19 protein-coding genes are annotated in these 24,414 nt (G+C 55.0%); 14 read left to right on the forward strand and 5 right to left on the reverse strand.

All coding sequences use genetic code 11. The features are described 5' to 3' along the window. Position 1: 1 nt before the first annotated feature. The gene (gene fdnG, locus PUZ33_RS03180; protein WP_095427444.1) at positions 2-3,049 is read right to left on the reverse strand and encodes a formate dehydrogenase-N subunit alpha; all 3,048 of its coding nucleotides are present in this window, start codon (positions 3,047-3,049) and stop codon (positions 2-4) included. A gap of 368 nt (positions 3,050-3,417) precedes the next feature. Between fdnG and yddG the strand changes: the two genes are divergently transcribed. The 3 genes from yddG to PUZ33_RS03195 all read left to right on the forward strand — a co-directional run bounded on the left by yddG (position 3,418) and on the right by PUZ33_RS03195 (position 6,673). Next, on the forward strand, positions 3,418-4,296 hold the full coding sequence (gene yddG, locus PUZ33_RS03185) for an aromatic amino acid DMT transporter YddG (protein ID WP_062676900.1): 879 nt from the start codon (positions 3,418-3,420) through the stop codon (positions 4,294-4,296). Positions 4,297-4,921: 625 nt separating this feature from the next. Further along, the gene (gene ompC, locus PUZ33_RS03190) at positions 4,922-5,995 is read left to right on the forward strand and encodes a porin OmpC (protein WP_013096520.1); all 1,074 of its coding nucleotides are present in this window, start codon (positions 4,922-4,924) and stop codon (positions 5,993-5,995) included. A gap of 141 nt (positions 5,996-6,136) precedes the next feature. Continuing rightward, positions 6,137-6,673: a dihydrofolate reductase family protein gene (locus PUZ33_RS03195; protein WP_062676899.1), complete on the forward strand. Its 537-nt coding sequence runs from the start codon at positions 6,137-6,139 to the stop codon at positions 6,671-6,673. Positions 6,674-6,735: 62 nt separating this feature from the next. On the opposite strand, the gene PUZ33_RS03200 is transcribed toward PUZ33_RS03195, so the two are convergent. Further along, the gene (locus PUZ33_RS03200; RefSeq protein ID WP_047024879.1) at positions 6,736-8,223 is read right to left on the reverse strand and encodes an MFS transporter; all 1,488 of its coding nucleotides are present in this window, start codon (positions 8,221-8,223) and stop codon (positions 6,736-6,738) included. Between the two features lie 116 nt (positions 8,224-8,339). Here PUZ33_RS03200 and PUZ33_RS03205 point away from each other — a divergent pair, with 116 nt between their 5' ends. The 6 genes from PUZ33_RS03205 to narI all read left to right on the forward strand — a co-directional run bounded on the left by PUZ33_RS03205 (position 8,340) and on the right by narI (position 17,229). Further along, positions 8,340-8,915 carry a TetR family transcriptional regulator gene (locus PUZ33_RS03205; RefSeq protein ID WP_023621613.1) on the forward strand — a complete coding sequence of 192 codons (576 nt, stop codon included), beginning with the start codon at positions 8,340-8,342 and terminating at the stop codon, positions 8,913-8,915. Between the two features lie 207 nt (positions 8,916-9,122). Beyond that, entirely contained in the window at positions 9,123-10,508 is a 1,386-nt protein-coding gene (locus tag PUZ33_RS03210; protein WP_062676898.1) for a NarK family nitrate/nitrite MFS transporter, read from the forward strand. 67 nt (positions 10,509-10,575) lie between these two features. After that, positions 10,576-14,316: a nitrate reductase subunit alpha gene (locus tag PUZ33_RS03215; protein ID WP_062676897.1), complete on the forward strand. Its 3,741-nt coding sequence runs from the start codon at positions 10,576-10,578 to the stop codon at positions 14,314-14,316. Continuing rightward, the gene (gene narH, locus PUZ33_RS03220; RefSeq protein ID WP_029883343.1) at positions 14,313-15,857 is read left to right on the forward strand and encodes a nitrate reductase subunit beta; all 1,545 of its coding nucleotides are present in this window, start codon (positions 14,313-14,315) and stop codon (positions 15,855-15,857) included. The genes PUZ33_RS03215 and narH overlap by 4 nt, the downstream gene beginning before the upstream one ends. Continuing rightward, the gene (gene narW / locus PUZ33_RS03225) at positions 15,857-16,552 is read left to right on the forward strand and encodes a nitrate reductase molybdenum cofactor assembly chaperone (protein ID WP_013096513.1); all 696 of its coding nucleotides are present in this window, start codon (positions 15,857-15,859) and stop codon (positions 16,550-16,552) included. The genes narH and narW overlap by 1 nt, the downstream gene beginning before the upstream one ends. Further along, positions 16,549-17,229 carry a respiratory nitrate reductase subunit gamma gene (gene narI / locus PUZ33_RS03230; RefSeq protein WP_014883923.1) on the forward strand — a complete coding sequence of 227 codons (681 nt, stop codon included), beginning with the start codon at positions 16,549-16,551 and terminating at the stop codon, positions 17,227-17,229. Before narW ends, narI begins: the two co-directional genes overlap by 4 nt. A gap of 87 nt (positions 17,230-17,316) precedes the next feature. Here the strand turns inward: narI and PUZ33_RS03235 are convergent, their stop codons facing one another. Continuing rightward, positions 17,317-17,766 (reverse strand): hypothetical protein, encoded by a 450-nt coding sequence (locus PUZ33_RS03235; RefSeq protein WP_062676896.1) that lies wholly within the window; start codon positions 17,764-17,766, stop codon positions 17,317-17,319. A gap of 229 nt (positions 17,767-17,995) precedes the next feature. Here PUZ33_RS03235 and PUZ33_RS03240 point away from each other — a divergent pair, with 229 nt between their 5' ends. Then, positions 17,996-18,709: an isochorismatase family protein gene (locus PUZ33_RS03240; RefSeq protein WP_062676895.1), complete on the forward strand. Its 714-nt coding sequence runs from the start codon at positions 17,996-17,998 to the stop codon at positions 18,707-18,709. A 67-nt stretch (positions 18,710-18,776) separates the two neighbouring features. Continuing rightward, positions 18,777-19,730: a GlxA family transcriptional regulator gene (locus PUZ33_RS03245; RefSeq protein ID WP_062676894.1), complete on the forward strand. Its 954-nt coding sequence runs from the start codon at positions 18,777-18,779 to the stop codon at positions 19,728-19,730. 8 nt (positions 19,731-19,738) lie between these two features. Here the strand turns inward: PUZ33_RS03245 and nhoA are convergent, their stop codons facing one another. Next, entirely contained in the window at positions 19,739-20,575 is an 837-nt protein-coding gene (nhoA, locus tag PUZ33_RS03250; RefSeq protein ID WP_062676893.1) for an N-hydroxyarylamine O-acetyltransferase, read from the reverse strand. Between the two features lie 108 nt (positions 20,576-20,683). Between nhoA and PUZ33_RS03255 the strand changes: the two genes are divergently transcribed. The 3 genes from PUZ33_RS03255 (at position 20,684) to PUZ33_RS03265 (ending at position 22,169) form a co-directional block, all read left to right on the forward strand. Beyond that, positions 20,684-21,256, forward strand: a complete 573-nt coding sequence (locus PUZ33_RS03255) for a flavin reductase family protein (protein ID WP_058684719.1) — start codon at positions 20,684-20,686, stop codon at positions 21,254-21,256. Between the two features lie 125 nt (positions 21,257-21,381). Then, entirely contained in the window at positions 21,382-21,744 is a 363-nt protein-coding gene (locus PUZ33_RS03260; RefSeq protein ID WP_061771428.1) for a hypothetical protein, read from the forward strand. Then, complete coding sequence (locus PUZ33_RS03265; protein ID WP_029883350.1) at positions 21,744-22,169, forward strand: DUF3828 domain-containing protein; 426 nt, start codon at positions 21,744-21,746, stop codon at positions 22,167-22,169. The genes PUZ33_RS03260 and PUZ33_RS03265 overlap by 1 nt, the downstream gene beginning before the upstream one ends. 88 nt (positions 22,170-22,257) lie before the next feature. Here PUZ33_RS03265 and fusA read toward each other — a convergent pair whose 3' ends face one another. After that, entirely contained in the window at positions 22,258-24,360 is a 2,103-nt protein-coding gene (gene fusA, locus PUZ33_RS03270) for an elongation factor G (RefSeq protein WP_029883351.1), read from the reverse strand. Positions 24,361-24,414 lie beyond the last annotated feature (54 nt).

Below are 24,414 nucleotides of genomic sequence, written 5' to 3' on the forward strand. Positions count from 1 at the left end.
CTTACGCTTTCTCGATGTTGACCAGAAACGCCTTGTACTCCGGCGTTTGCGAGTTGGAATCGCCAACGTTTGGCGTCAGGGTATTGGCGAGATAGCCTTTCTGCGCCACACCTTCAAAGCCCCAGTGCAGCGGGATACCCACGGTTTCCACCTGCTGACCATTCACGTTTAATGTCTGCAGACGACGGGTGACCACCGCAACCGCACGGATAAAGCCACGTTTGCTGCTCACCGTCACGCGATCGCCATTGGCAATCCCTTTCGCTTTCGCCAGCGTTTCGCTTATCTCCACAAACTGTTCCGGCTGAGCGATGGCGTTAAGCCGCGCGTGCTTGGTCCAGGTGTGGAAATGCTCCGTCAGGCGATAGGTGGTTCCCACATACGGGAATTTGTCCTTTTTGCCTAAACGCAACACGTCGTCAGCGTAGATACGCACGACCGGACTGGAGATAACATTTGGGTGTAGCGGATTCGTGCCGAGCGGCGTTTCCATCGGCTCGTAGTGTTCCGGGAATGGCCCCTCTGCCAGCTTGTCGAGGGCAAACAGGCGTCCCAGCCCCTCCGGCTGCATAATAAACGGCCCGGTCTCACTGCCCGGTGGCGCGGTGTTGAAGTCAGGAATATCATTCCCCGCCCATTTCGCGCCGTTCCACGCGATCAGCATCCGTTTCGGATCCCACGGTTTACCGTTGATATCCGCCGACGCACGGTTGTACAGCACCCGACGGTTTAGCGGCCATGCCCAGGCCCAGCCCAGCGTATTGCCCAACCCGGACGGGTCAGCGTTATCGCGATTGGCCATCTGGTTACCCTGCTCGGTCCAACTGCCGGTGTAGATCCAGCAGGACGACGCGGTGGAACCATCATCGCGCAGGAGCGCAAAGCTGTTCAGCAGCTGGCCTTTCTTCGCCACCAGATTGCCGTTGGCGTCATAGAGATCGGCCAGCGCCACGCCGTTGTTCTCTTTGGCCACCTCTTCGGATTCAGGATGATCCGGTTGCTTATAGTTCCAGCTCATCTTCAGCAACGGTTCAGCGCCTTTGCCGCCTTCGGTGCGGTACATCTCACGCAGGCGATGGTAAATCCCGGCCAGAATTTCACCGTCATTACGCGCTTCACCCGGCGCATCCTGCCCCTTCCAGTGCCACTGTAACCAGCGACCGGAGTTGGCGATCGACCCGTCTTCCTCGGCAAAACAGGTAGACGGCAAGCGGAAGACCTCGGTCTGAATTGATGCGGGATCCACATCGTTCATCTCGCCGTGGTTCTGCCAGAAGTTAGACGTTTCCGTCACCAGCGGATCGATAACGACCATGTACTTCAGCTTGCTCAGGCTGCGAACCACTTTGTTTTTGTCCGGGAAGGACGCTACCGGGTTAAAGCCCTGGCATATATAGCCCGTGACGTTGCCCTTATCCATCATGTTGAAATACTTGATGACGTCGTAGGCCTGGTCCCATTTCGGCAGCCACTCAAAGCCCCAGTCGTTCTCTTTCTGCGCCGCATCGCCATAAAACGATTTCATCAGGCTGACGTAGAACTTCGGATAATTGCTCCAGTAGTTCACCTGCTCCGCACGCGTTGCTTTTGGCGTATTCGCCGTGAGATAAGTTTGCAGATCGGCCTGTTTTTCCGACGGCAGCGTCAGGTAACCCGGCAGGCTGGTCGAGAGTAACCCCAGATCGGTTAAGCCCTGGATGTTGGAGTGACCGCGCAAGGCATTTACCCCGCCTCCCGCCATACCCATATTGCCGAGCAGCAGCTGAATCATCGCCATGGTACGGATGTTCTGCGCACCAACGGTGTGCTGCGTCCAGCCCAGCGCGTACAGGAACGTGGTGGTTCTGTCGGCGGCACTGGTAGAGGCCAGCACCTCACACACTTTCAGGAAGTCGGCTTTTGGCGTACCGCAGATGTTTTCTACTACGTCCGGCGTATAGCGGGAAACGTGCTGTTTCAGCAAGTTCCACACGCAGCGTGGATGACTCAGGGTTTCATCGCGTCTGGCATAGCCGTTTTCATCGAACTGGTAGTTCCAGGACGATTTATCGTACTGACGTTTGTCCGCGTCATAACCGCTGAACAGCCCCTCATCGAAGGCAAAATCATCCCGCACCAGCAGGCTGGCGTTGGTGTAGTGTTTTACGTACTCCGCGTTGATTTTATTGTTTTCAATCAGATACAGCAGCACGCCCGACAGGAACGTAATGTCCGTACCGGAGCGGATCGGTGCATAGATATCGGCCACCGATGCCGTACGCGTAAAGCGCGGATCAACGACGATAAGCGTCGCATCGTTATTGTTTTTCGCTTCCATCGCCCAGCGGAACCCCACTGGATGGGCCTCCGCAGCGTTGCCACCCATCACCATCACGACGTTGGCGTTTTTGATATCAACCCAGTGGTTGGTCATCGCACCGCGACCAAATGTTGGAGCAAGACTTGCTACCGTTGGTCCGTGTCAGACGCGCGCCTGGTTATCAACCGCCAGCATCCCGAGGGAGCGAACAAATTTTTGCGTTAGCATGCCGGTTTCATTGCTGGCCGCCGAGGCGCACAGCATGCCGGTAGAGAGCCAACGGTTCACCGTCACGCCCTGCGCGTTCTTCTCAATGAAGTTGGCGTCGCGGTCGGCTTTCATCAGTCTGGCAATCCGGGAGAAGGCTTCATCCCAGGAAATACGCTGCCATTTGTCGGAACCCGGCGCGCGGTATTCCGGATAGCGCAGACGGTTGTCGCTGTGAACGTAGTCCAGCAGTCCCGCCCCTTTCGGGCAGAGTGCCCCACGGCTCACCGGATGGTCCGGATCCCCTTCAATATGATAAATGGCCTCTCTGGCGTTCTTCGCGCCATCGCCCAGGCTATACATTAAAAGCCCACAACCCACGGAGCAGTATGTGCAGGTGTTACGGATCTCTTTGGCACGCAGCAGTTTATAGTTGCGCGCCTGAGCCAGCGCCATTTTGGGAGCGAATCCCAGCATCGCGGCTGTTGTTCCGGCCATACCGCCCGCGCAGATTTTAAAAAATTGTCTGCGGCTGACGTCCATTGTTGTCCTCATTTACGGATAAGAGCCTATCCCAGTAGGCGTAATTGTTGAAGCCAGTTTGGTGTCGGACAGCGCGCAGAAACCGGAGCGTACACGTAGTACGTGAGGATTTCGAGCACTGCCCGGCATCAAAATGGCGAATAAAATAGCCTAATGGGATAGGCGCTAAGACTTCGCGCCGCAAACTAACATTAAAGCCCCTGTTTTTTTTGCGTCAAATCAAGGTCGCCGGTGTTCGCCCCCTTAATAGTCAGCCATCTCGCATTTAAATACCTCTTTTTGATTAACGGCTTAAGAGAATAATTCGCGACCGGGGCGCGATCGGTGCTATAAGTTTTGCCTTTGGTTTTGAGAGTAATGGCAAGGGTATGGACAGAAAAAGAGCAACGCTGATTGGGCTGGCAGCAATCTTGTTATGGAGCACCATGGTGGGGCTCATTCGCAGCGTGAGTGAAGGGCTTGGGCCTGTGGGGGGCGCCGCCATGATCTATACCGTCAGCGGCTTACTCTGTCTGGTGACGGTAGGATTTCCTCAAATCCGGCGCTTCACTCCCGGCTATCTTATTGCCGGCAGCCTCCTGTTTGTGAGCTACGAAATTTGTCTGGCGCTGTCGTTAGGGTATGCAGCTACGCGTTCACAGGCGATTGAAGTCGGCATGGTGAATTATCTCTGGCCAAGTCTGACCATTGTGTTTGCCATTTTGTTTAACGGGCAGAAATCGTCCCTGTGGGTGATCCCCGGATTAGCCCTCTCTTTACTCGGTGTGTGCTGGGTATTGGGCGGCGAACAGGGGTTGCAGGTGAATGAGATTATCCGCAATGTTGTCTCCAGCCCCCTCAGCTATGCCCTTGCATTTGCCGGCGCGTTTATCTGGGCGGCGTACTGCACGGTAACCAGTAAATATGCCAAAGGACAAAACGGGATCACGCTCTTTGTGTTGCTTACCGCGCTGAGTTTGTGGGTGAAATATGCCCTAAGCGATCAACCGGAAATGGTGTTCAGCGTTCCGGTGGTGGTGAAATTACTCATGTGCGGCGTCGCACTGGGGCTGGGCTATGCGTCGTGGAATATTGGGATCCTTCACGGTAACGTCACGGTGCTGGCAGCCGTGTCCTATTTTACCCCGGTCTTATCCGCTGCGCTGGCGGCGCTGTTGTTGAGCGCCCCACTTTCCTTCTCCTTCTGGCAAGGCGCCATCATGGTCTGTGTGGGTTCTTTGCTGTGCTGGTACGCCACACGAAAATAATCTTTTCCTGATGCCGGGTTAATTACAACCCGGCCACATAATTAACATAAATTTAAAATGTGATCGCCCATTCACTCTTTAGCAAAATAATAGAAAGCGGTTTAGTTTCTGTTTATATTAACTCTCGTTCGTAAAGATATGGCGCGCAAATTGACATAAACTGACACCGGAACGTAATAACTGCATAGCAAACAGTCACGTCAGAAAAAGCATGAAATAATATAATTCACTGCAAAACATTCACTTCACACATCGATATCAGCGTGAGATTAATCTTATAAGCCACTGATTTTAATGCATATCAATTTCATCAACGATTGCAAAAGCACGGAAAAAACGATAATTAACGCCATGAAATAAAAATGGTAATAATTATATTCCCCGCAACGAAAATGGCGGTAAAACGCGCACAAAATGCATAATTTTCAGGCAATCTATTCGTTAAAGCTGAAATTTACCCGATCACGATCACACTAATTGAAATTATCTTTAATATTTTGAAACTTATTATTGAAAGCAGGCTACAAGATTTTTAAAAATAGCTTGCCATTGACGAACAGCCTCGTTTGGAAATCGTTCGAAGTGGTTCAGGAAATACCCAAGAAAATTATAAGGAATATTTAAGATGAAACTTAAATTAGTTGCAGTGGCGGTCACTTCCATGTTGGCAGCAGGCGTTGTAAACGCGGCTGAAGTTTTTAACAAAGACGGTAACAAGCTGGATCTGTACGGTAAAGTCACAGGTCTGCACTATTTTTCTGATGATACTGACAACGACGGCGACAAAACCTACGTTCGTCTGGGCTTCAAAGGCGAAACTCAGATCAATGACCAGATGACCGGTTATGGCCAATGGGAATATGAGTTCAAGGGCAACCGCTCTGAATCCCAGGGTGCTGACGGTAACAAAACGCGTCTGGCGTTCGCAGGTCTGAAATTCAACGAATTCGGTTCCTTCGACTACGGCCGTAACTACGGCGTGGCGTACGACATCGGCGCATGGACTGACGTTCTGCCAGAATTCGGTGGCGATACCTGGACCCAGACTGATGGCTTTATGACTGGCCGTACAACTGGCGTCGCGACTTACCGTAACACCGACTTCTTCGGTCTGGTTGACGGCCTGAACGTTGCCGCTCAGTACCAGGGTAAAAACGACCGTAACGACATCACCGAATCTAACGGTGACGGCTGGGGTCTCTCTTCTACCTATGAATTCGACGGCTTCGCAGCGGGTGCAACCTACGCGAAATCTGACCGTACTGACCGTCAGGTTCGTGCAGCTAGCGACCTGAACGCAGGTGGCGAGAACGCAGAAGTATGGGCAGCCGGTCTGAAGTACGATGCGAACAACATCTACCTGGCAACCACCTACTCTGAAACCCGTAACATGACAGCTTTCGGTGACGGTCACGTTGCAAACAAAGCACAGAACTTCGAAGTTGTGGCTCAGTACCAGTTCGACTTCGGTCTGCGTCCGTCCATCGCTTACCTGAAATCCAAAGGTAAAGACATCGGTTCTTACGGCGACCAGGATCTGGTGGAATACGTTGACGTTGGCGCGAGCTACTACTTCAACAAAAACATGTCCACCTATGTTGATTACAAAATCAACCTGCTGGACGACAATGCGTTCACCAAAGACGCTAAAATCGCTACCGACAATATCGTTGCTGTAGGTCTGACCTACCAGTTCTAAGATTTGTCACACCAGAAAGCCAGCCCCTGCGGCTGGCTTTTTTTTGCCCCTCTGCCCGCTCCCCTGATCGTCATCCCCCGGTTCCGGTATACTGCTCTGTCGTCACTGTCCTAACGTCACAGCCTGAACAGGGAGCCCTCGATGATTACCACCCACGTTTTTATCGCCGTCAGTCTTGATGGCTACATTGCCCGCCAGGATGGCGATATCGGCTGGCTACTCCAGCGCGATGATCCAACGGAAGATCATGGTTATGATGCGTTCATTGCCGACAAAGACTGGATTGTGATGGGCCGGGGAAGCTATGAGAAAGTGCTGACCTTTGACCAATGGCCCTATAACCGCCCCGTGCTGGTGCTCTCCAGTCAGCTGGCTGACACCGAGGTGCCCGAGCCGCTGAAAGGTAAAGTGCAGTTCTCCCGCTGTACCCCAAAGGAAGCGCTTGCTGAGCTGGCAGCGCAGAACGCACACCGCGTCTATTTAGATGGCGGACAGGTGATCCAGTCGTTTCTGCGCGAAGGACTGGTGGCCGATATGGTTATCACCACTGTTCCTGTCCTGATCGGCTCAGGCAAGCCACTGTTCGGCTCGCTGACCCGGGATATCGATTTAATGCTTTTATCCACCCGCAGATTTCCGTCGGGTCTGGTGCAGTCGCACTATCGGCTGACGCGATAACGACACCGCGCCGCTGAAGAAGAAGTGAAAAGCCCGAAGGTGCAGCGCCTTCGGGCTTGCATTTACTGTTGCGGCGCGTTCGCCAGGCTAAACCAAATCCCAATCGCCAGCAGCAATAACATCCCACCAGCGCTGCCTAACGCCACGCTGTGCGACGTGATAAACGCCGTTTTTGCCGCCTCAATGACGGTTTCACCGAGCGCAGGACTGAGATCCTGCGCGACCTTCATCGCTTCGCCAATGGATGACGAGGCTTTATCAGCCAGCGTTGAAGGTAAGCCCTGCGGTAGTTCAATCGACGCCGAGAAGCTGCGGGTCAGCAACAGACCAAATATCGCGATCCCCAGACCCGCGCCCAGTTCGTAGGACATGGTTTCGATCGCCCCGGCAGCGGCGGCTTTCTCTTTCGGTGCCGCCGCCATGATTGCCGAGGTGGAGGCCAGCAGCGCACTCGCCGCACTGAAGCCAAGCAGCACCATCAGGCACCACGCCTGCCACTGCTGCGTGCTGAAGTCGAGCATCGACAGGCCAATAAAGCTGACGGCGCTCAGCCCCATTCCGCCTGCCGCTACCATGCGCAGCCCCAGACGACCAACCAGTATCCCGGCAATCGGGCCGCTGAACCCACTGGCGACCATGAGCGGCAGCATGAACATGCCCGCTTCAAACGGGGTAAAGCCATGCACAAACTGCAGCTCCTGGGCCATCAATAATTCATACCCCACCAGGGCGATCATGGCGGTCATCGCCATCACCACCCCGCTTAAAATGATGCGATGGCAAAACAGGCGCATGTCGATCATCGGCACGCGGGCGCGAAGCTGAATACGCACGAAGATAAACAGCAATACCGCGCCGGTGAGCAGCGTACAGGCCACCAGCCATGGTGAAAGCCCGCCTTTAAGCGCGGTTTTGGCGCTGTAGACCAGTAGCAAAATTGCCACAATCAGCATGACGGCATGGCTAATATTTAGCGGCTGCTCTGGGCGCCCTTGCTGACGCGGAACATAGACCGCGGCCAGCGACACCACCACCAGCACAATCGGCACGTTGATCAAAAAGACCGATCCCCAGTAAAAATGCTCCAGCAGCATACCGCCAATCAGTGGGCCAAACGCAGCCCCGCCGGACCCGACCGCAGCCCAGACGCCAAGCGCGATGTTGCGATCTCGCGCGTTAATAAACAAGGTGCGTATACCCGCAAGGGTTGCCGGTATGATCATTGCCGCGCCAATTGCCAGCGAGGCGCGCGCGGCAATCAGCCAGCCCGCAGAGGGGGCAAAGGCCGCCGCCAGCGATGACAGGCCAAACAGCGTGCTGCCAAGCATCAGCAGCCGTTTAAAACCGATGCGGTCGCCGAGCGCGCCCATTGGCAGCACCATACCCGCCATCACCAGCGAGTAGATATCGATGATCCACAATAATTCATTACCGCTGGCGCCCAGCGTCATGCTCAATGTCGGCGCCGCCACGTGCAGCACCGTCGCGTCAATCGCCACCGGGATATACACCAGCACGATAATCACTAACGCTAACCACTGACGAAACATAAATTTCCTTTTTATATAAAAATGGACACATGTCCAGGATGCGATCCTACGGAATGTTGAACACTTGTCCAGCTCTTTGTTACACTCGTTTCATTGCTATTTAAGAGTGAGAGAAAATGGGTTATCTGACCAGGGATGAAAGACGGGAAGAGATCTTACAGGCCGCCATGCGCGTGGCGCTGGCCGAGGGATTTTCCGCCATGACGGTGCGCCGCATCGCGTCCGAAGCCGGTGTCGCAACCGGGCAAGTGCATCACCATTTCACCTCCGGCGGTGAGTTAAAATCGCTGGCCTTTATCCGGCTGATCCGCGAACTGCTGGATGCGGATGTGCTCGGGGAACACGCCAGCTGGCGGGCACGTTTACATGCCATGCTCGGCAGCGATGACGGCAGGTTTGAACCCTACATTCGCCTCTGGCGAGAAGCGCAAATCCTCGCAACCCGCGACGCAGAGATCAAGGGCGCGTATGTGCTGACAATGGAGATGTGGCATCAGGAAACGGTTGCCCTTATTGAAGCTGGCAGGGATGCAGGCGTATTCCGTTCCGGTGACCCGGCAGCAAGTATTGCCTGGCGTTTAATTGGCCTGGTGTGTGGCCTTGACGGCATATATCTATTAAACATGCCTGAAATGGATGACGCTGCGTTTAATAATCATCTTGATAAATTAATTTCTCTGGAGTTGTTTTAATACTCCCTTCTGAGTAATTAAATCCCACTGTTACAATTAGTAACACATTAGGCGATCCCCTATTTCATTTCCAAACTCTGGGGTTCGCTTTTTTATCTATCCTTTCAGTTGTATCTCAATACTTCCTATAACCACAATACCAGACCTTCACATATCTAGCTGTTTTTACTTATTTTTTATCTCCATTTAGGTAAGCAAGAGGGCGATATGTCACAACAAAGTGAGAAAAGTCATCACCATCTTTTAAGTAACTGGAAACCGGAAAATCCGCAATTCTGGGAGAATAAAGGCAAACATATCGCGCGAAGAAACCTATGGATTTCTGTGGCTTGCCTGCTATTGGCCTTTTGCGTCTGGATGTTATTTAGTGCCATTGCGGTTAACCTCAATAAAGTCGGATTTAATTTCACTACCGATCAGCTTTTTATGCTAACGGCATTACCTTCTCTCTCCGGCGCAATATTGCGTGTCCCCTACTCTTTTATGGTGCCGATATTTGGCGGACGTAACTGGACAGTATTGAGCACCGTGATCCTGATTATCCCCTGCGTCTGGCTGGGGATTGCCATTCAGAACACCGCGACGCCTTATTGGGTCTTTATCGTCATTGCCCTGCTCTGCGGATTTGCGGGCGCTAACTTTGCCTCCAGCATGGGGAATATCAGCTTTTTCTTCCCGAGATCCAGACAGGGTAGCGCACTGGGAATCAACGGCGGGCTGGGAAACCTGGGCGTCAGCGTAATGCAGTTGATTGCGCCACTGGTCATTTTTCTGCCGATGTTCACCTTTCTGGGGGTAAACGGTGTGCCTCTGGAGGACGGGTCCACCATGTGGCTGGCGAATGCCGCCTGGATCTGGGCTCCGCTTCTGCTGCTGGCCACCATTGCGGCGTTTATTGGCATGAACGATATCGCCAGCTCAAAAGCCTCTATCGCCAGCCAGCTTCCGGTACTTAAGCGGTTTCATCTCTGGCTGCTGAGCCTGCTCTATCTGGCGACCTTCGGCTCGTTTATCGGTTTCTCGGCAGGCTTTGCCATGCTGTCGAAAACCCAGTTTCCGGACGTTAACATTCTTCACCTTGCCTTCTTTGGCCCCCTGATTGGTGCGCTGGCGCGTTCAGCGGGCGGGATGATCTCCGACAGGCTGGGCGGCGTGCGCGTCACGCTCATCAACTTTGTCTTTATGGCCATTTTTAGCGCCCTGATCTTCCTGACCCTGCCCGGCTCGGGCTCCGGCAGCTTTGTCGCGTTTTACCTGGTCTTTATGGGGTTGTTCCTCACCGCCGGGCTGGGCAGCGGCTCAACCTTCCAGATGATTGCGATTATCTTTCGCCAAATCACCATTGACCGGGTAAGAAAGCAAGGTGGCACCGATGAACAGGCGCAGCATGAAGCCGTGACAGACACCGCTGCCGCGCTGGGCTTTATTTCCGCCATTGGCGCAGTAGGCGGATTTTTTATCCCTAAAGCCTTCGGCACCTCGCTGGCGATGACCGGATCGCCGGTCGGCGCCATGAAAGTCTTCCTCGTGTTTTACATCGTCTGCGTGCTCGTCACCTGGCTGGTGTACGGCCGTAAATCCTCACAAAAATAATAACTACATCTTCGCCGGAGCGTGATGCAGCACCCTCCGGCCATGCTATCGAAGCAGGAGAAATGTCATGAGCAAACTGCTGGACCGCTTTCGTTACTTCAAAACAAAAGGCGACAGTTTCGCCGATGGGCACGGGCAGGTGTATCACACCAACCGGGACTGGGAAGACAGCTACCGCCAGCGCTGGCAGTTCGACAAGATTGTGCGCTCTACCCACGGCGTGAACTGTACCGGCTCCTGCAGCTGGAAGATTTATGTCAAAAACGGACTGGTGACCTGGGAGACCCAGCAGACCGATTACCCCCGCACTCGCCCGGACCTGCCTAACCATGAGCCACGCGGTTGCCCACGCGGCGCAAGCTACTCCTGGTACCTCTACAGCGCCAACCGCCTCAAATATCCGCTGGTGCGCCGCAGGCTGATTGAACTCTGGCGCGAGGCGCTGGCGCAGCACAGCGACCCGGTACTCGCCTGGGATGCCATTCAAAACGATCCGCAAAAAGCGCAGAGCTACCGACAGGCACGCGGTAAAGGCGGGTTTATCCGCTCGAACTGGAAAGAGTTGAACCAGCTGATTGCCGCCGCCAACGTCTGGACCATCAAAAATTATGGCCCGGACCGCGTGGCCGGTTTCTCGCCTATTCCGGCAATGTCGATGGTCTCTTACGCTGCCGGTACCCGCTATCTCTCTCTGCTCGGCGGTACATGCCTGAGTTTCTATGACTGGTATTGCGACCTGCCTCCCGCCTCTCCCATGACATGGGGCGAGCAGACCGACGTGCCGGAGTCCGCCGACTGGTACAACTCCAGCTATATCATCGCCTGGGGCTCTAACGTTCCCCAGACGCGCACCCCCGACGCCCATTTCTTTACCGAGGTTCGTTATAAAGGGACCAAAACCGTTGCCATCACGCCGGACTTCTCAGAAGTTGCCAAACTGAGCGACCAGTGGCTCGCCCCCAAACAGGGGACCGACAGCGCGCTGGCGATGGCCATGGGACATGTGATCCTCAAAGAGTTCCACCTCGATAACCCAAGCGACTACTTCCTCAACTACTGCCGCCGCTACACCGACATGCCGATGCTGGTTCTGCTGGATGAGCAGGCCGATGGTCGTCTGGTGCCGGGACGCATGCTGCGGGCGTCCGACCTTGTGGACGGGCTGGGCGAAGCCAACAACCCGGAGTGGAAAACCGTCGCCTTTGATATTGCCGGTAATCTGGTGGTTCCTAACGGTTCCATTGGCTTCCGCTGGGGCGAAAAAGGCAAATGGAACCTGGAATCGCTGGCTGCGGGTCAGGAAACGGAGTTGACCCTTTCCCTGCTGATCACCCACGACAGCGTGGCGGATGTCGCCTTCCCCTACTTTGGCGGTAATGAGAACCCGCATTTTCGCAGCGTGAAACAGGAGCCAGTGCTGACCCGCCGCGTGCCGAGTAAAACCCTGACGCTTGCCGACGGCAGCCAGAAACATGTGGTCAGCGTGTACGATCTGGTGCTCGCCAACTACGGTCTCGACCGTGGTCTGGAAGACAATAACGCGGCTGAAAATTATGGTGAGATCAAAGCGTATACACCGGCCTGGGGCGAACAGATCACCGGTGTCCCCGCGTATCTGATTGAAAAAATTGCCCGTGAGTTTGCCGACACGGCACACAAAACGCATGGACGCTCGATGATCATTCTCGGTGCCGGAGTAAACCACTGGTACCACATGGACATGAACTACCGGGGCATGATCAACATGCTGGTCTTCTGCGGCTGCGTAGGCCAAAGCGGTGGTGGCTGGTCGCACTACGTGGGCCAGGAGAAGCTGCGTCCGCAAACCGGCTGGCTGCCGCTGGCCTTCGCGCTGGACTGGAACCGCCCGCCGCGCCAGATGAACAGCACCTCGTTCTTTTACAACCACGCCAGCCAGTGGCGCTATGAGAAGCTGACGGCGCAGGAGCTGCTTTCTCCGCTGGCGGACGCATCCCGATTCACCGGTCACCTGATCGACTTCAACGTCCGCGCCGAGCGTATGGGCTGGCTGCCGTCGGCGCCGCAGCTCAACCTCAACCCGCTGCACATCAAAGCCCGCGCGGAGGCGGCGGGCATGACGCCGCAGGAGTACACCGTTCAGGCGTTGAAATCGGGTGATATCCGCTTCGCCTGCGAGCAGCCCGACAGCGGTAAAAACCACCCGCGCAACCTGTTTGTCTGGCGCTCGAACCTGCTTGGATCCTCCGGTAAAGGCCACGAATACATGCTCAAGTATTTGCTCGGCACCGAAAGCGGGATACAAGGGGAAGATTTAGGCTCGACCGATGACGTGAAGCCTGAAGAGGTCGACTGGCAGACTAACGCCATTGAGGGCAAACTCGACCTGCTGGTAACGCTCGATTTCCGTATGTCCAGCACCTGCCTGTTCTCTGACATCGTCCTGCCCACCGCCACCTGGTATGAAAAGGACGACATGAACACCTCCGACATGCATCCGTTTATTCATCCGCTGTCTGCCGCCGTCGACCCGGCGTGGGAATCGCGCAGCGACTGGGAGATTTACAAAGGCATCGCCAAAGTTTTCTCTGACGTGTGCGTCGGCCATCTTGGTACGGAAACGGACGTCGTGTTGCAGCCTTTGCAGCACGACTCCCCGGCGGAACTGTCCCAGCCGTTTGATATTCAGGACTGGCGCAAAGGCGAATGCGATTTGATCCCCGGCAAAACCGCGCCGAACATTGCGGTCGTCGAGCGTAACTACCCGGAAACCTGGGAGCGCTTTACCTCCCTCGGCCCCTTGCTGGACAAGCTCGGCAACGGCGGGAAAGGGATCTCGTGGAACACGCAAAACGAGGTCGAGTTCCTCGGCAAGCTGAACTACGTCAAGCTCGACGGTCCGGCGAAAGGCCGTCCGCGTATCGAGACGGCCATTGATGCCGCCGAAGTGATCCTCGCGCTGGCACCGGAAACCAACGGTCAGGTGGCAGTGAAGGCGTGGGAAGCGCTGGGCGAACTGACCGGACGCGACCACACCCACCTGGCGCTGAATAAAGAAGATGAAAAAATCCGCTTCCGCGATATTCAGGCGCAGCCGCGTAAAATCATCTCCAGCCCGACCTGGTCCGGTCTGGAAAGCGAGCATGTCTCCTACAACGCGGGTTATACCAACGTTCACGAGCTGATCCCGTGGCGCACCCTCTCCGGCCGTCAGCAGCTGTATCAGGATCACCCGTGGATGCGCGCCTTCGGCGAAAGTCTGGTGGCTTACCGTCCGCCGATTGATACCCGCAGCGTCAGCCATATGCGCGAGATCCCGCCGAACGGCTTCCCGGAAAAAGCGCTCAACTTCCTGACGCCGCACCAGAAATGGGGCATCCACTCTACCTACAGTGAAAACCTGCTGATGCAGACTCTGTCGCGCGGCGGGCCGATTGTCTGGATCAGTGAAACCGACGCGCGTGAGCTGGGCATTGAGGACAACGACTGGATTGAAGCCTTCAACGCCAACGGCGCCCTCACCGCCCGCGCGGTGGTCAGCCAGCGCGTGCCGCCGGGTATGACCATGATGTACCACGCCCAGGAGCGCATTCTTAACATTCCGGGTTCCGAGGTGACCGGACGGCGCGGCGGTATTCATAACTCGGTGACCCGCGTCTGCCCGAAACCGACGCACATGATTGGCGGTTACGCGCAGTTGGCTTACAGCTTCAACTATTACGGCACCGTTGGCTCCAACCGCGACGAGTTCATCATGATCCGCAAAATGAAAAACATTAACTGGCTGGATGGCGAAGGTCGGGATCAGGTACAGGAGACGAAAAAATGAAAATACGTTCACAGGTTGGCATGGTACTGAATCTCGATAAATGCATTGGCTGCCACACCTGCTCGGTCACCTGTAAAAACGTCTGGACCGGGCGTGAAGGGATGGAATATGCATGGTTTAACAACGTCGAGACCAAACCGGGGATCGGCTACCCGAAAAACTGGGAAGATCAGGAGGAGTGGCAAGGCGGCTGGATCCGCGGTATTCACGGTAAGCTGACGCCGCGTCTCGGCGGCAAAATGGGGGTGCTGTCGAAAATATTTTCTAACCCCGTCCTGCCGCAGATTGACGATTATTATGAGCCTTTCACCTTCGATTATCAGGATCTGCACCGCGCGCCGGAGGGGGATCACCTCCCTACCGCTCGCCCGCGCTCGCTGATTGACGGCAAGCGGATGGACAAGATCGTCTGGGGACCCAACTGGGAGGAGCTGCTGGGCGGCGAGTTCGAAAAACGCGCCCGCGACCGTAACTTCCAGAAGATCCAGAAAGAGATGTACGGCCAGTTTGAAAACACCTTCATGATGTACCTGCCGCGCCTGTGCGAGCACTGTCTGAACCCAAGCTGCGTCGCCACCTGCCCGAGCGGCGCCATATACAAGCGCGAAGAGGACGGCATTGTGCTGATTGACCAGGACAAATGCCGCGGCTGGCGTCTGTGCATCAGCGGTTGTCCGTACAAAAAGATCTACTTCAACTGGAAGAGCGGCAAGTCAGAAAAATGCATCTTCTGCTACCCGCGCATTGAATCCGGCCAGCCGACCGTCTGCTCGGAAACCTGCGTCGGGCGCATCCGCTATCTCGGCGTGCTGCTGTATGACGCGGACCGTATTGAGGAGGCCGCCAGTACCGAGCATGAAACCGATCTCTACGAACGCCAGTGCGACGTGTTCCTCAACCCGAACGACCCGGCGGTGATTGAAGAAGCGCTGAAACAGGGCATTCCGCAGAACGTGATTGATGCGGCCCAGCGCTCCCCGGTCTACAAAATGGCGATGGACTGGAAGCTGGCCCTGCCGCTGCACCCCGAATACCGCACCCTGCCGATGGTCTGGTATGTGCCGCCGCTGTCACCGATCCAGTCCTACGCTGACGCAGGCGGCCTGCCGCAGAGCGACGGCGTCCTGCCTGCGGTGGAAAGCCTGCGCATCCCGGTACAGTACCTGGCGAACATGCTTAGCGCGGGGGATACCGGTCCGGTGCTGCGCGCCCTTAAACGCATGATGGCGATGCGACACTACAAGCGCTCCCAGACGGTAGAAGGCGTCACGGACACCCGTGCGATTGAGGAGGTAGGCCTTACCGTGGAACAGGTTGAAGAGATGTACCGTTATCTGGCCATCGCCAACTATGAGGATCGTTTCGTGATCCCCACCAGCCACCGTGAAATGGCGCGCGATGCCTTCCCGGAACGTAACGGCTGCGGCTTCACCTTTGGCGACGGCTGCCACGGCTCTGACACCAAATTTAACCTCTTCAACAGCAGCCGGATTGATGCCATCAACATCACCGAGGTGCGCGAACATGGGGAGGGAGAGTAATGCAGATCCTCAAAATCATCGCGCTGCTGATTGAGTATCCCGATGAGACCCTGTGGGAAAATCGCGAGGAAGCGCTTTCGCTCATTGAGCAGGACGCACCCATGCTGCTGTCGTTTGCCCGTCAGCACCTGAGCGCCCCGCTGCTGGATAAACAGGCCGAGTGGTGCGAGGTATTTGAGCGTGGCCGCGCGACATCGCTGCTGCTGTTCGAGCATGTTCACGCTGAATCCCGCGATCGCGGTCAGGCGATGGTTGACCTCATGGGCCAGTATGAGAAAGCCGGGCTACAGCTCGACTGCCGCGAACTGCCGGACTATCTGCCGCTCTATCTGGAGTACCTCAGTATCGTTACGGACGACGAGGCGCGCGAAGGATTGCAGAACGTCGCGCCGATCCTGGCGCTGATTGGCGGGCGTCTGAAGCAGCGCGGCGTGGCCCATTATCAGCTGTTTGATGCCCTGCTGGTGTTGGCCGGAACGCGGCTTTCCAGCGACAGCGTGGCGAAACAGGTGGCCACGGAGAAACGCGATGACACCCGCCAGGCGCTGGACGCCGTCTGGGAAGAGGAACAGGTCAAGTTTATCGAAGACAACGCCACATCGTGCGACAGCTCGCCGATGCAGCACTATCAACGACGCTTTAGCCAGGACGTCGCGCCGCAGTATGTGGACGTCAGCGCCGGAGGCCCAAAATGACACATTACCTGAACGTCTTTTTCTATGACATTTACCCCTACATCTGCGCCACCGTGTTTTTCCTCGGCAGCTGGTTGCGCTACGACTACGGGCAATACACCTGGCGCGCCTCATCGAGCCAGATGCTCAGCAAACGCGGTATGAACTGGGCCTCTAACCTGTTTCATATTGGGATCCTGGGGATTTTCTTCGGCCACCTGTTCGGCATGCTAACCCCGCACTGGATGTATGCCTGGTTTTTACCCGTCGCGGTTAAGCAGCAGTTAGCCATGATTGCAGGGGGGATTTGCGGCGTGCTGACGTTGATTGGCGGGTCCATGCTGCTGATTCGCCGCCTGTTCAACCAGCGGGTGCGCGCCACTTCCACCACGCCGGATATCATCATCATGAGTATCCTGCTGATACAGTGCATTCTGGGGCTATCGACCATTCCTTTCTCCGCCCAGTATCCTGACGGAAGTGAGATGATGAAGCTGGTCGGCTGGGCGCAGGGAATTGTGACGTTTAAGGGCGGCTCATCGGAAATGTTGAGTGGCGTTGCCCCCATCTTCCGCGTTCATCTGGTGCTGGGGATGACAATCTTCCTCATCTTCCCGTTCACCCGTCTGGTGCACGTGTGGAGCGCACCGTTTGAGTATTTTACCCGTCGGTATCAGGTGGTGAGATCGCGCCGTTGATTTTGTCGGGTGGCGGCTTCGCCTTACCCGACCTACGTTCAAGCACTTGTCGGCCCGGTAAGGCGTAGCCGCCACCGGGCTTTAATGTCAACTTACTGCCCCTCCGGTTATCAGAGAGAGAATAAATAACAGCAACAGCACCGCGACGATCAATCCGAATGCAAGTAGCACAGCATGGAACGTTAGCGTTAGCCCTGAGAAAAGAAGTGCCCCGGAGATCCCCCAACGGCTCTCCTTGCACATCCCTCCGATGAACGAAAGCCCCAGAGCCACAACAGCGAGAATAATCCCGGCATTGAGAAGAATGCGGTCGATATCGACCGTTGTTTTTTCTGTCCGTGCAGCAGGCCGCTCCCCCTTTAGCCCCGCAATTATCCCTTGTTTTACAGCCGAAACTTTCTCAGCAACCATAACTTCAAGCGCTGGCGGCTTTGGAGAAAACGGGCCGAATGAAAACTGGACGATTGAGAGAATGAGTGCAATTCCTCCCAGCAACATACCCAATGAACTGAATTTATTTCGCAAAACGATTTCCATATCAACATGCCTTCGAATGATGCCGCCGCGTGGGCTGTAGGCCCGGTAAGGCGTAGCCGCCACCGGGCGATGAAGGCTGAAGCATGCCGCTTTGCAGAAGAAAATTCCACCACGAAATGTCGTCTCATAATGGCCCAAAAGTATCGTTATTGGTTCTCCAGGTGACTCATACTGTGAGCAACTGTGCGGAATAATGGCTCCCGAACACAACACAGAAGGAGTTCGCGTGATGAAACCATTTTTTCGTACAGCATTGCTGATCGGCATGATGAGCACTTTTTCCACTTATGCTAGCGCGCAGGAAACGACCGGCACGAATAGCAAAACCATTCGTGCAATGACAGGCGCAACGGCGACTTCGTCTTTATCCGCCTCACAAACGGCGTTAATCGTGGTGGATATCCAAAACGAATATTACGCAGGTAAAAATTTTCGTGGTCAGATGGTGATCCCTGATGGCGATAAGGTACTGAAGAACAGTCAAAAGCTGGTTAGCTATGCCCATCAAAAGGGGATGCAGGTGTACTTCGTGCGCCATATAGCGCCAAAGGATAGCCCGCTGTTTGCCGAAGGGTCTGTTTATGCCAGGTTCCATCAAGACCTACAGCCTTCTGCACGCGATGCCATTATCACCAAAGCGACCCCGAGCTCTTTTGTTGGCACCGATCTGGATGCGCAATTAAAGAAAAAAGGGATCAAAAAGGTGATAGTCATTGGCCTGATGACGCACATGTGCATTTCCTCTACCGCACGTGACGCTGTTCCGCTGGGCTATAACGTGATTATCCCTGAAGATGCGACAGCAACACGCGATCTGGATGATGGTCAGGGTGGCGTGGTGGACCACAAAGCGCTGCAACGTGCGGCATTAGCCGGTGTTGCCGATGTGTTTGCCGAGATTATGACGACCAAAGACGTTATGGCGCTGCCAGTCACAGAATAAGACTGGACTTGATCCCCGTTGCCAGCCAGGTCTCTATACTGGCACTGGCTGGCACACGGAGGCTTACATGACGCTTAAAATTGGTATTGTTGTATTTGATGGCATTATTCCTTTTCACCTTTCGGTGCCCTATGCCGTATTTGAGAAAGCGCTAACACCAACGGGCGCCCCCCTTTGCCAGCTTGTCGTATGCGCCACCACGCCCGGCGCGCTTAAAACCAATGCCGGATTTTCAATCGTTGTCGAGCGTGGGCTTGATGAGTTGGCCGGAATGGATATGGTGATCGTCCCAAGCTGGGACAGTCCCGAGCATGCCCCGGCCCCCGATCTCCTGCAAGCCCTGCAAAAAGCACATGCCGCGGGTTCGCGTATTGTGGGTTTGTGTATGGGCGCGTTTGTGGTAGCCGCTGCCGGGCTACTTGAAAACCGCCCTGCGACGACGCACTGGCGCTGGGCGTCTGACTTTCAACGTCTCTATCCCTCTGTGCAGATGGATAAAGACGTTCTTTATATCGATAATGGTGACGTTGTCACTTCTGCGGGCACGGCGGCCAGTATCGACTGCTGCCTGCATCTGGTGCGTCAGGCCTGGGGCGCGGAAGTGGCAAACAGCGTGGCGCGGTTGCTGGTGGTACCGCCCCATCGCCAGGGTGGACAACGTCAATACGTAGAACTGCCGGTTCAGAACACGCGTCGTGGAGACAACTTCACCGACGCGCTAGCCTGGGCGACGGAAAACCTCCAGCTTGCGCTCACGCTGGACTGCGTGGCGGAAAAAGCCTGCATGAGCCGTCGCAGCTTTACCCGGCGTTTTCAGCAAACCACCGGTGAGAGCTTTTCGCGCTGGCTGCTAAACCAGCGCATTATCGTCGCACAACGTTATCTCGAAAAAACCGACCAGCCTGTGGATGATATTGCCGAGCGTGTCGGGTTTCCCTCAACAACATCCTTGCGCCGTCACTTTCACAAACTGCTTAACACCTCGCCTTCTCGCTATCGGCGCGAGTTTCGCGGCCGATAGCGAGGCGGCTATTTTCCGTGAGTTTCAAACCCTGCCATCACCGCCGTCAACTCTGCCAAGGAAAAACCGTGCTTCGGATCGTCAACACCCAGCCCGAAGCGTTCCTGCATCAACTGATACAGCGCCGCAGCATCGGGAAGATGGATCTGCTCCTCTACATGGCCCTTTTGCCAGTGAGTAAAGTTGAAGTTGGTCAGCGTCAGTTTGCCGCCGTCAGGCAGATGGCGGCACATCAGCAGATGATGGCGGAAATGGGACTGCGGCCAGTGCGCCGACCAGAAATTCCCCATGACGTAATCACTGAAATATTGTGTCGTCAGGTCAAAGTGGTACATCGACTGCCAGTGCTCATGGTGACGGAATTGCAGTACCCAGTCGTTCCCCTCGCTCAGCAGACGATACAGACCGTGCGGCGTCTCCTGCTCTTGGTTGGCAAGCAGACGAATCGGTGCCGTCAGCGTCTGGCCGCCAAACCCAACGTCGGCAATCCAGCGTTCGCCGTTAAGTTCGACGAGCAACAGGCGATGCGTGCGCGGCGGCATTTGCGGTGGATTCGCTAATACCACACGTCCCAGCACGCTGCGCACCGTCAACCCGACTTCGCGCAACACGCGCTCAAACAAGCCATTTTGTTCAAAGCAATACCCCCCGCGACGCGCCTTAACAAGTTTGTCGACAAGGCTTTGATCGTCGAGCTGTATTTCGCGCGGCAGAACGACATCGATATTCTCAAACGGGATCGCACAGTTGTGATGTAAATGCAGCGCGCGCAAGGTGTCGATATCAACAATAGCCGGTTGTTTCCAGCCGATGCGGGCGAAATAAGCAGTCAGAAATGGGGACATGCATCAGTTTCCTTTAACAGTGATGTTCTGTTTATAAACTAATTTTACGCGTCCACTTTGATTTCCGTGCTTTTTCGCCATACTCATCGTTATTGATGAGGAGACCTTATGAGCCACTTTCGTCCTGTTGAATTACGTCATGCCAGCCGTCTATTAAACCATGGCCCCACCGTGCTTATCACCAGTCGGGATGAAACCCTGGACAGGCGTAATGTTATGGCTGCCGCGTGGTCGATGCCGGTTGAATTTGAACCACCGCGTATCGCCATTGTGGTGGATAAAAGCACCTGGTCGCGTGAACTGATTGAACGCAGTGGGCAATTTGGCATCGTCATTCCCGGCGTGTCCGCCGCCAACTGGACCTACGCGGTGGGTAGCGTTAGCGGGCGCGACGAAGACAAATTCAACTGCTACGGCATCCCGGTGGTGAACGGTCCGGCACTCGGCCTGCCCGTCATTGAAGAGAAATGTCTGGCGTGGATGGAGTGCCGGTTATTACCCGTTACATCCGCGGCAGAAAAGTACGATACGCTGTTCGGGGAAGTGGTTTCAGCCGCCGCCGATGAACGCGCGTTTGTCGCCGGACGCTGGCAGTTTGACGGGGATAAGCTGAATACCCTGCACCATCTGGGAGCCGGGACGTTTGTGGCGAGTGGGAAAATGGTGAAGGCGCTGGATTGATATTTTTAATTGTATCCCACTGAATTATATAAAACTTCTATGGCATTTTATGTTTACCATAACGATGTAAAACAGAGGATATTTCCGGACTGTTGCATTAGCAATCTCTCATTAAGGAAATATCAATGTCATGGAATAAAGATGGTGCAATCTCGTATGCCAAATCTCATGCCCAACCTCGGAGCACAGGTTATTGCGCTCACTACGTCACAAAAGCAATCAGAGTGGGAGGAAGATTAAAAATTCCCAATACGCGTCTTGCAAAAGACATGGGGCTGACATTAGTCAACGCTGGCTTCCGCCTGGTATATGATCAACCGCATGCAGGTGACGTAGCCGTTATTCAAAATATTGTGGGTCACGATAGTGGCCACGTTTGTATATACGATGGGCAACAGTGGATTAGCGATTTTGTACAACGCACCATGTACCCAGGTCAGGCATACCGCAACATACAGCCACATTATGAATTATTCAGGCATGACTAATGAAAAGACGCTTCTTTTTACTTTTCGCCCTGTCACCGTTCGCAGTCGCTGATAGCAGTGATGCACCGGCAGTGGCAGCTCTTACATTTAATCAATGGTATATCGCGCAGTTGAATCAGGACAAACCGCCAGTCCTCAATCCAGACATCATGAATGATTACGTTACCTCTGAGACCGTTGCAGCAATTAAAGCAATGTACTCAGGCGACAGTAACGAAAAAGATATGCCTGACGCGGATATGTTCATCAAATCTCAGGACTGGAATGAGGACTGGGATCAGATAACAGTCTTGCATTCAGATTTTGATGCCGTATGCACAAATGTCTATCTCGCATTTGGTAAAACGCAAGATCATGTTGTCGCAGATTGTCTCGTCCAGGAAAAAGGAAAATGGAAAGTTCGATCGGCTACGCTGATTAAGTAAAACGATGAAAGAAAAGAAGGGCTTTTTGTATAACTCAGTGGCAGGCTCAAAAACACATGGTAGCCCAACGACTACCATGTGTAATTAATTAACTCTTCGCACGCCGGGCAATAATCTCATCCGCCACATTGCGCGGTGCTTCCGCAAAATGGTGGAACTCCATCGTGTAGGTCGCGCGGCCTTGCGACATCGAGCGCAGCGTGGTGGCGTATCCAAACATCTCTGCCAGCGGCACGTCAGCGCGGATAATCTGGCTGCCGTACTGCTCTTCCATGCCCTGCACCATGCCACGCCGGGATGAGAGATCGCCCATAATATTACCGGCGTACTCTTCCGGCGTTTCCACCTCGACATGCATCACCGGCTCAAGGATCACCGGATCCGCTCTGCGTGCGCCCTCTTTAAACCCGAGGATCGCCGCCATGCGGAACGCCATTTCCGAGGAGTCGACGTCGTGATACGACCCAAAGGTCAGGGTCGCTTTTACATCGACAACCGGATACCCCGCCAGCACGCCGCTGTTCATGGCTTCGCGCAGCCCTTTTTCCACAGAGGGAATATACTCACGCGGCACCACGCCACCCTTCGTGGCATCTTCAAACTTGAAGCCACTGCCAGGCTCTAACGGCTCAAGGCTCAGCACCACATGCCCGTACTGCCCTTTACCGCCGGACTGCCGGACAAATTTGCCTTCGATATCTTTCACCGCTTTGCGCAGCGTCTCGCGGTAGGTCACCTGCGGACGGCCGATGTTTGCCTCGACACCAAACTCACGCTTCATGCGATCGACGATAATCTCAAGATGTAACTCACCCATACCGGAAATAATCGTCTGGCCGGACTCTTCATCGGTATGCAGACGGAACGACGGATCTTCCGCCGCCAGGCGTTGCAGGGCAATGCCCATTTTCTCTTGATCGCCCTTGGTTTTTGGCTCGATGGCAAGGGAGATCACCGGGTCCGGGAACTCCATTCGCTCAAGCGTGATGACCGCATTCGGATCGGTGAGCGTGTCCCCGGTGGTCACATCCTTCAGACCCACACAGGCCGCAATATCACCGGCGCGCAGCTCGTCCACCTCGTGACGATCGTTGGCATGCATCAGCACGATGCGTCCGATACGCTCTTTCTTGCCCTTCACCGGGTTATACACCGCGTCGCCTTTTCTCAACACGCCAGAGTAAACGCGAATAAAGGTCAACTGCCCGACGTACGGATCGCTCATCAGTTTGAACGCCAGCGCAGAAAACGGTTCTTCATCACTTGGATGACGCTCCGCATGCTGCCCTTTTTCGTCCACACCGTCGATGGCCGGTACATCCAGAGGGGATGGCATCAGCTCAATCACCGCATCGAGCATGCGCTGTACCCCTTTGTTTTTAAAGGCGCTGCCGCACAGCATCGGCTGGATTTCACCAGAGATGGTCCGAATACGCAGCCCTTTGATGATCTCAGCCTCATCAAGGTCGCCCGTCTCCAGGTATTTATCCATCAGCGCGTCGCTGGCTTCTGCTGCCGCAGAGACCATTTTTTCCCGCCACTCCTGCGCGGTGCTCAGCAATTCGTCCGGTACCGGCGCATAGTTAAACACCATGCCTTGTGTGGCATCATCCCACACAATGGTACGCATCTTGATGAGATCCACCACGCCGGTGAAGTGCTCTTCCGCGCCCACAGGGATCACAATAGGCACCGGATTCGCCTTCAGGCGTTCCTGCATCATCCGTACGACGCGGAAGAAATCGGCACCCGGACGGTCCATTTTGTTGACGAATGCCAGGCGCGGCACATGATATTTATTCGCCTGACGCCAGACGGTCTCTGACTGTGGCTGCACGCCGCCCACGGAGTCGTACACCATGACGGCACCGTCCAGCACGCGCATGGAACGTTCCACCTCAATGGTGAAATCCACGTGCCCCGGAGTGTCGATGATATTGATCCGGTGCGGTTCAAACCCTCTGTCCATACCCGGCCAGAAGCAGCTGACAGCCGCGGAGGTAATGGTGATCCCGCGCTCTTGCTCCTGCGCCATCCAGTCGGTTGTTGCCGCGCCATCGTGTACTTCACCCAGCTTGTGGCTCATCCCGGTGTAAAACAGGATGCGTTCGGTGGTTGTCGTTTTACCGGCATCGATATGCGCGGAAATACCGATGTTGCGATAACGTTCGAGAGGGATGGGTCGGGGCATAATATTTCCTTAAGTCTGTAAGACTGAGTTGTGACGACCGGGATGGTCGCCTGT

This window comes from Enterobacter cloacae complex sp. 2022EL-00981, from assembly GCF_028737495.1.
GTDB classification, from domain to species: domain Bacteria; phylum Pseudomonadota; class Gammaproteobacteria; order Enterobacterales; family Enterobacteriaceae; genus Enterobacter; species Enterobacter cloacae.

Excerpts from the sequence above, each read along its gene's own strand:
- narW (WP_013096513.1), top strand. The coding sequence starts at position 15,857 with ATGCAGATCCTCAAAATCATCGCGCTGCTGATTGAGTATCCCGATGAG.
- fusA (WP_029883351.1), bottom strand. The coding sequence starts at position 24,360 with ATGCCCCGACCCATCCCTCTCGAACGTTATCGCAACATCGGTATTTCC.
- narI (WP_014883923.1), top strand. The coding sequence starts at position 16,549 with ATGACACATTACCTGAACGTCTTTTTCTATGACATTTACCCCTACATC.
- PUZ33_RS03245 (WP_062676894.1), top strand. The coding sequence starts at position 18,777 with ATGACGCTTAAAATTGGTATTGTTGTATTTGATGGCATTATTCCTTTT.
- PUZ33_RS03260 (WP_061771428.1), top strand. The coding sequence starts at position 21,382 with ATGTCATGGAATAAAGATGGTGCAATCTCGTATGCCAAATCTCATGCC.
- PUZ33_RS03240 (WP_062676895.1), top strand. The coding sequence starts at position 17,996 with ATGAAACCATTTTTTCGTACAGCATTGCTGATCGGCATGATGAGCACT.
- PUZ33_RS03255 (WP_058684719.1), top strand. The coding sequence starts at position 20,684 with ATGAGCCACTTTCGTCCTGTTGAATTACGTCATGCCAGCCGTCTATTA.
- PUZ33_RS03265 (WP_029883350.1), top strand. The coding sequence starts at position 21,744 with ATGAAAAGACGCTTCTTTTTACTTTTCGCCCTGTCACCGTTCGCAGTC.
- PUZ33_RS03210 (WP_062676898.1), top strand. The coding sequence starts at position 9,123 with ATGTCACAACAAAGTGAGAAAAGTCATCACCATCTTTTAAGTAACTGG.
- PUZ33_RS03235 (WP_062676896.1), bottom strand. The coding sequence starts at position 17,766 with ATGGAAATCGTTTTGCGAAATAAATTCAGTTCATTGGGTATGTTGCTG.
- ompC (WP_013096520.1), top strand. The coding sequence starts at position 4,922 with ATGAAACTTAAATTAGTTGCAGTGGCGGTCACTTCCATGTTGGCAGCA.
- PUZ33_RS03215 (WP_062676897.1), top strand. The coding sequence starts at position 10,576 with ATGAGCAAACTGCTGGACCGCTTTCGTTACTTCAAAACAAAAGGCGAC.
- nhoA (WP_062676893.1), bottom strand. The coding sequence starts at position 20,575 with ATGTCCCCATTTCTGACTGCTTATTTCGCCCGCATCGGCTGGAAACAA.
- PUZ33_RS03205 (WP_023621613.1), top strand. The coding sequence starts at position 8,340 with ATGGGTTATCTGACCAGGGATGAAAGACGGGAAGAGATCTTACAGGCC.
- yddG (WP_062676900.1), top strand. The coding sequence starts at position 3,418 with ATGGACAGAAAAAGAGCAACGCTGATTGGGCTGGCAGCAATCTTGTTA.
- PUZ33_RS03200 (WP_047024879.1), bottom strand. The coding sequence starts at position 8,223 with ATGTTTCGTCAGTGGTTAGCGTTAGTGATTATCGTGCTGGTGTATATC.
- narH (WP_029883343.1), top strand. The coding sequence starts at position 14,313 with ATGAAAATACGTTCACAGGTTGGCATGGTACTGAATCTCGATAAATGC.
- PUZ33_RS03195 (WP_062676899.1), top strand. The coding sequence starts at position 6,137 with ATGATTACCACCCACGTTTTTATCGCCGTCAGTCTTGATGGCTACATT.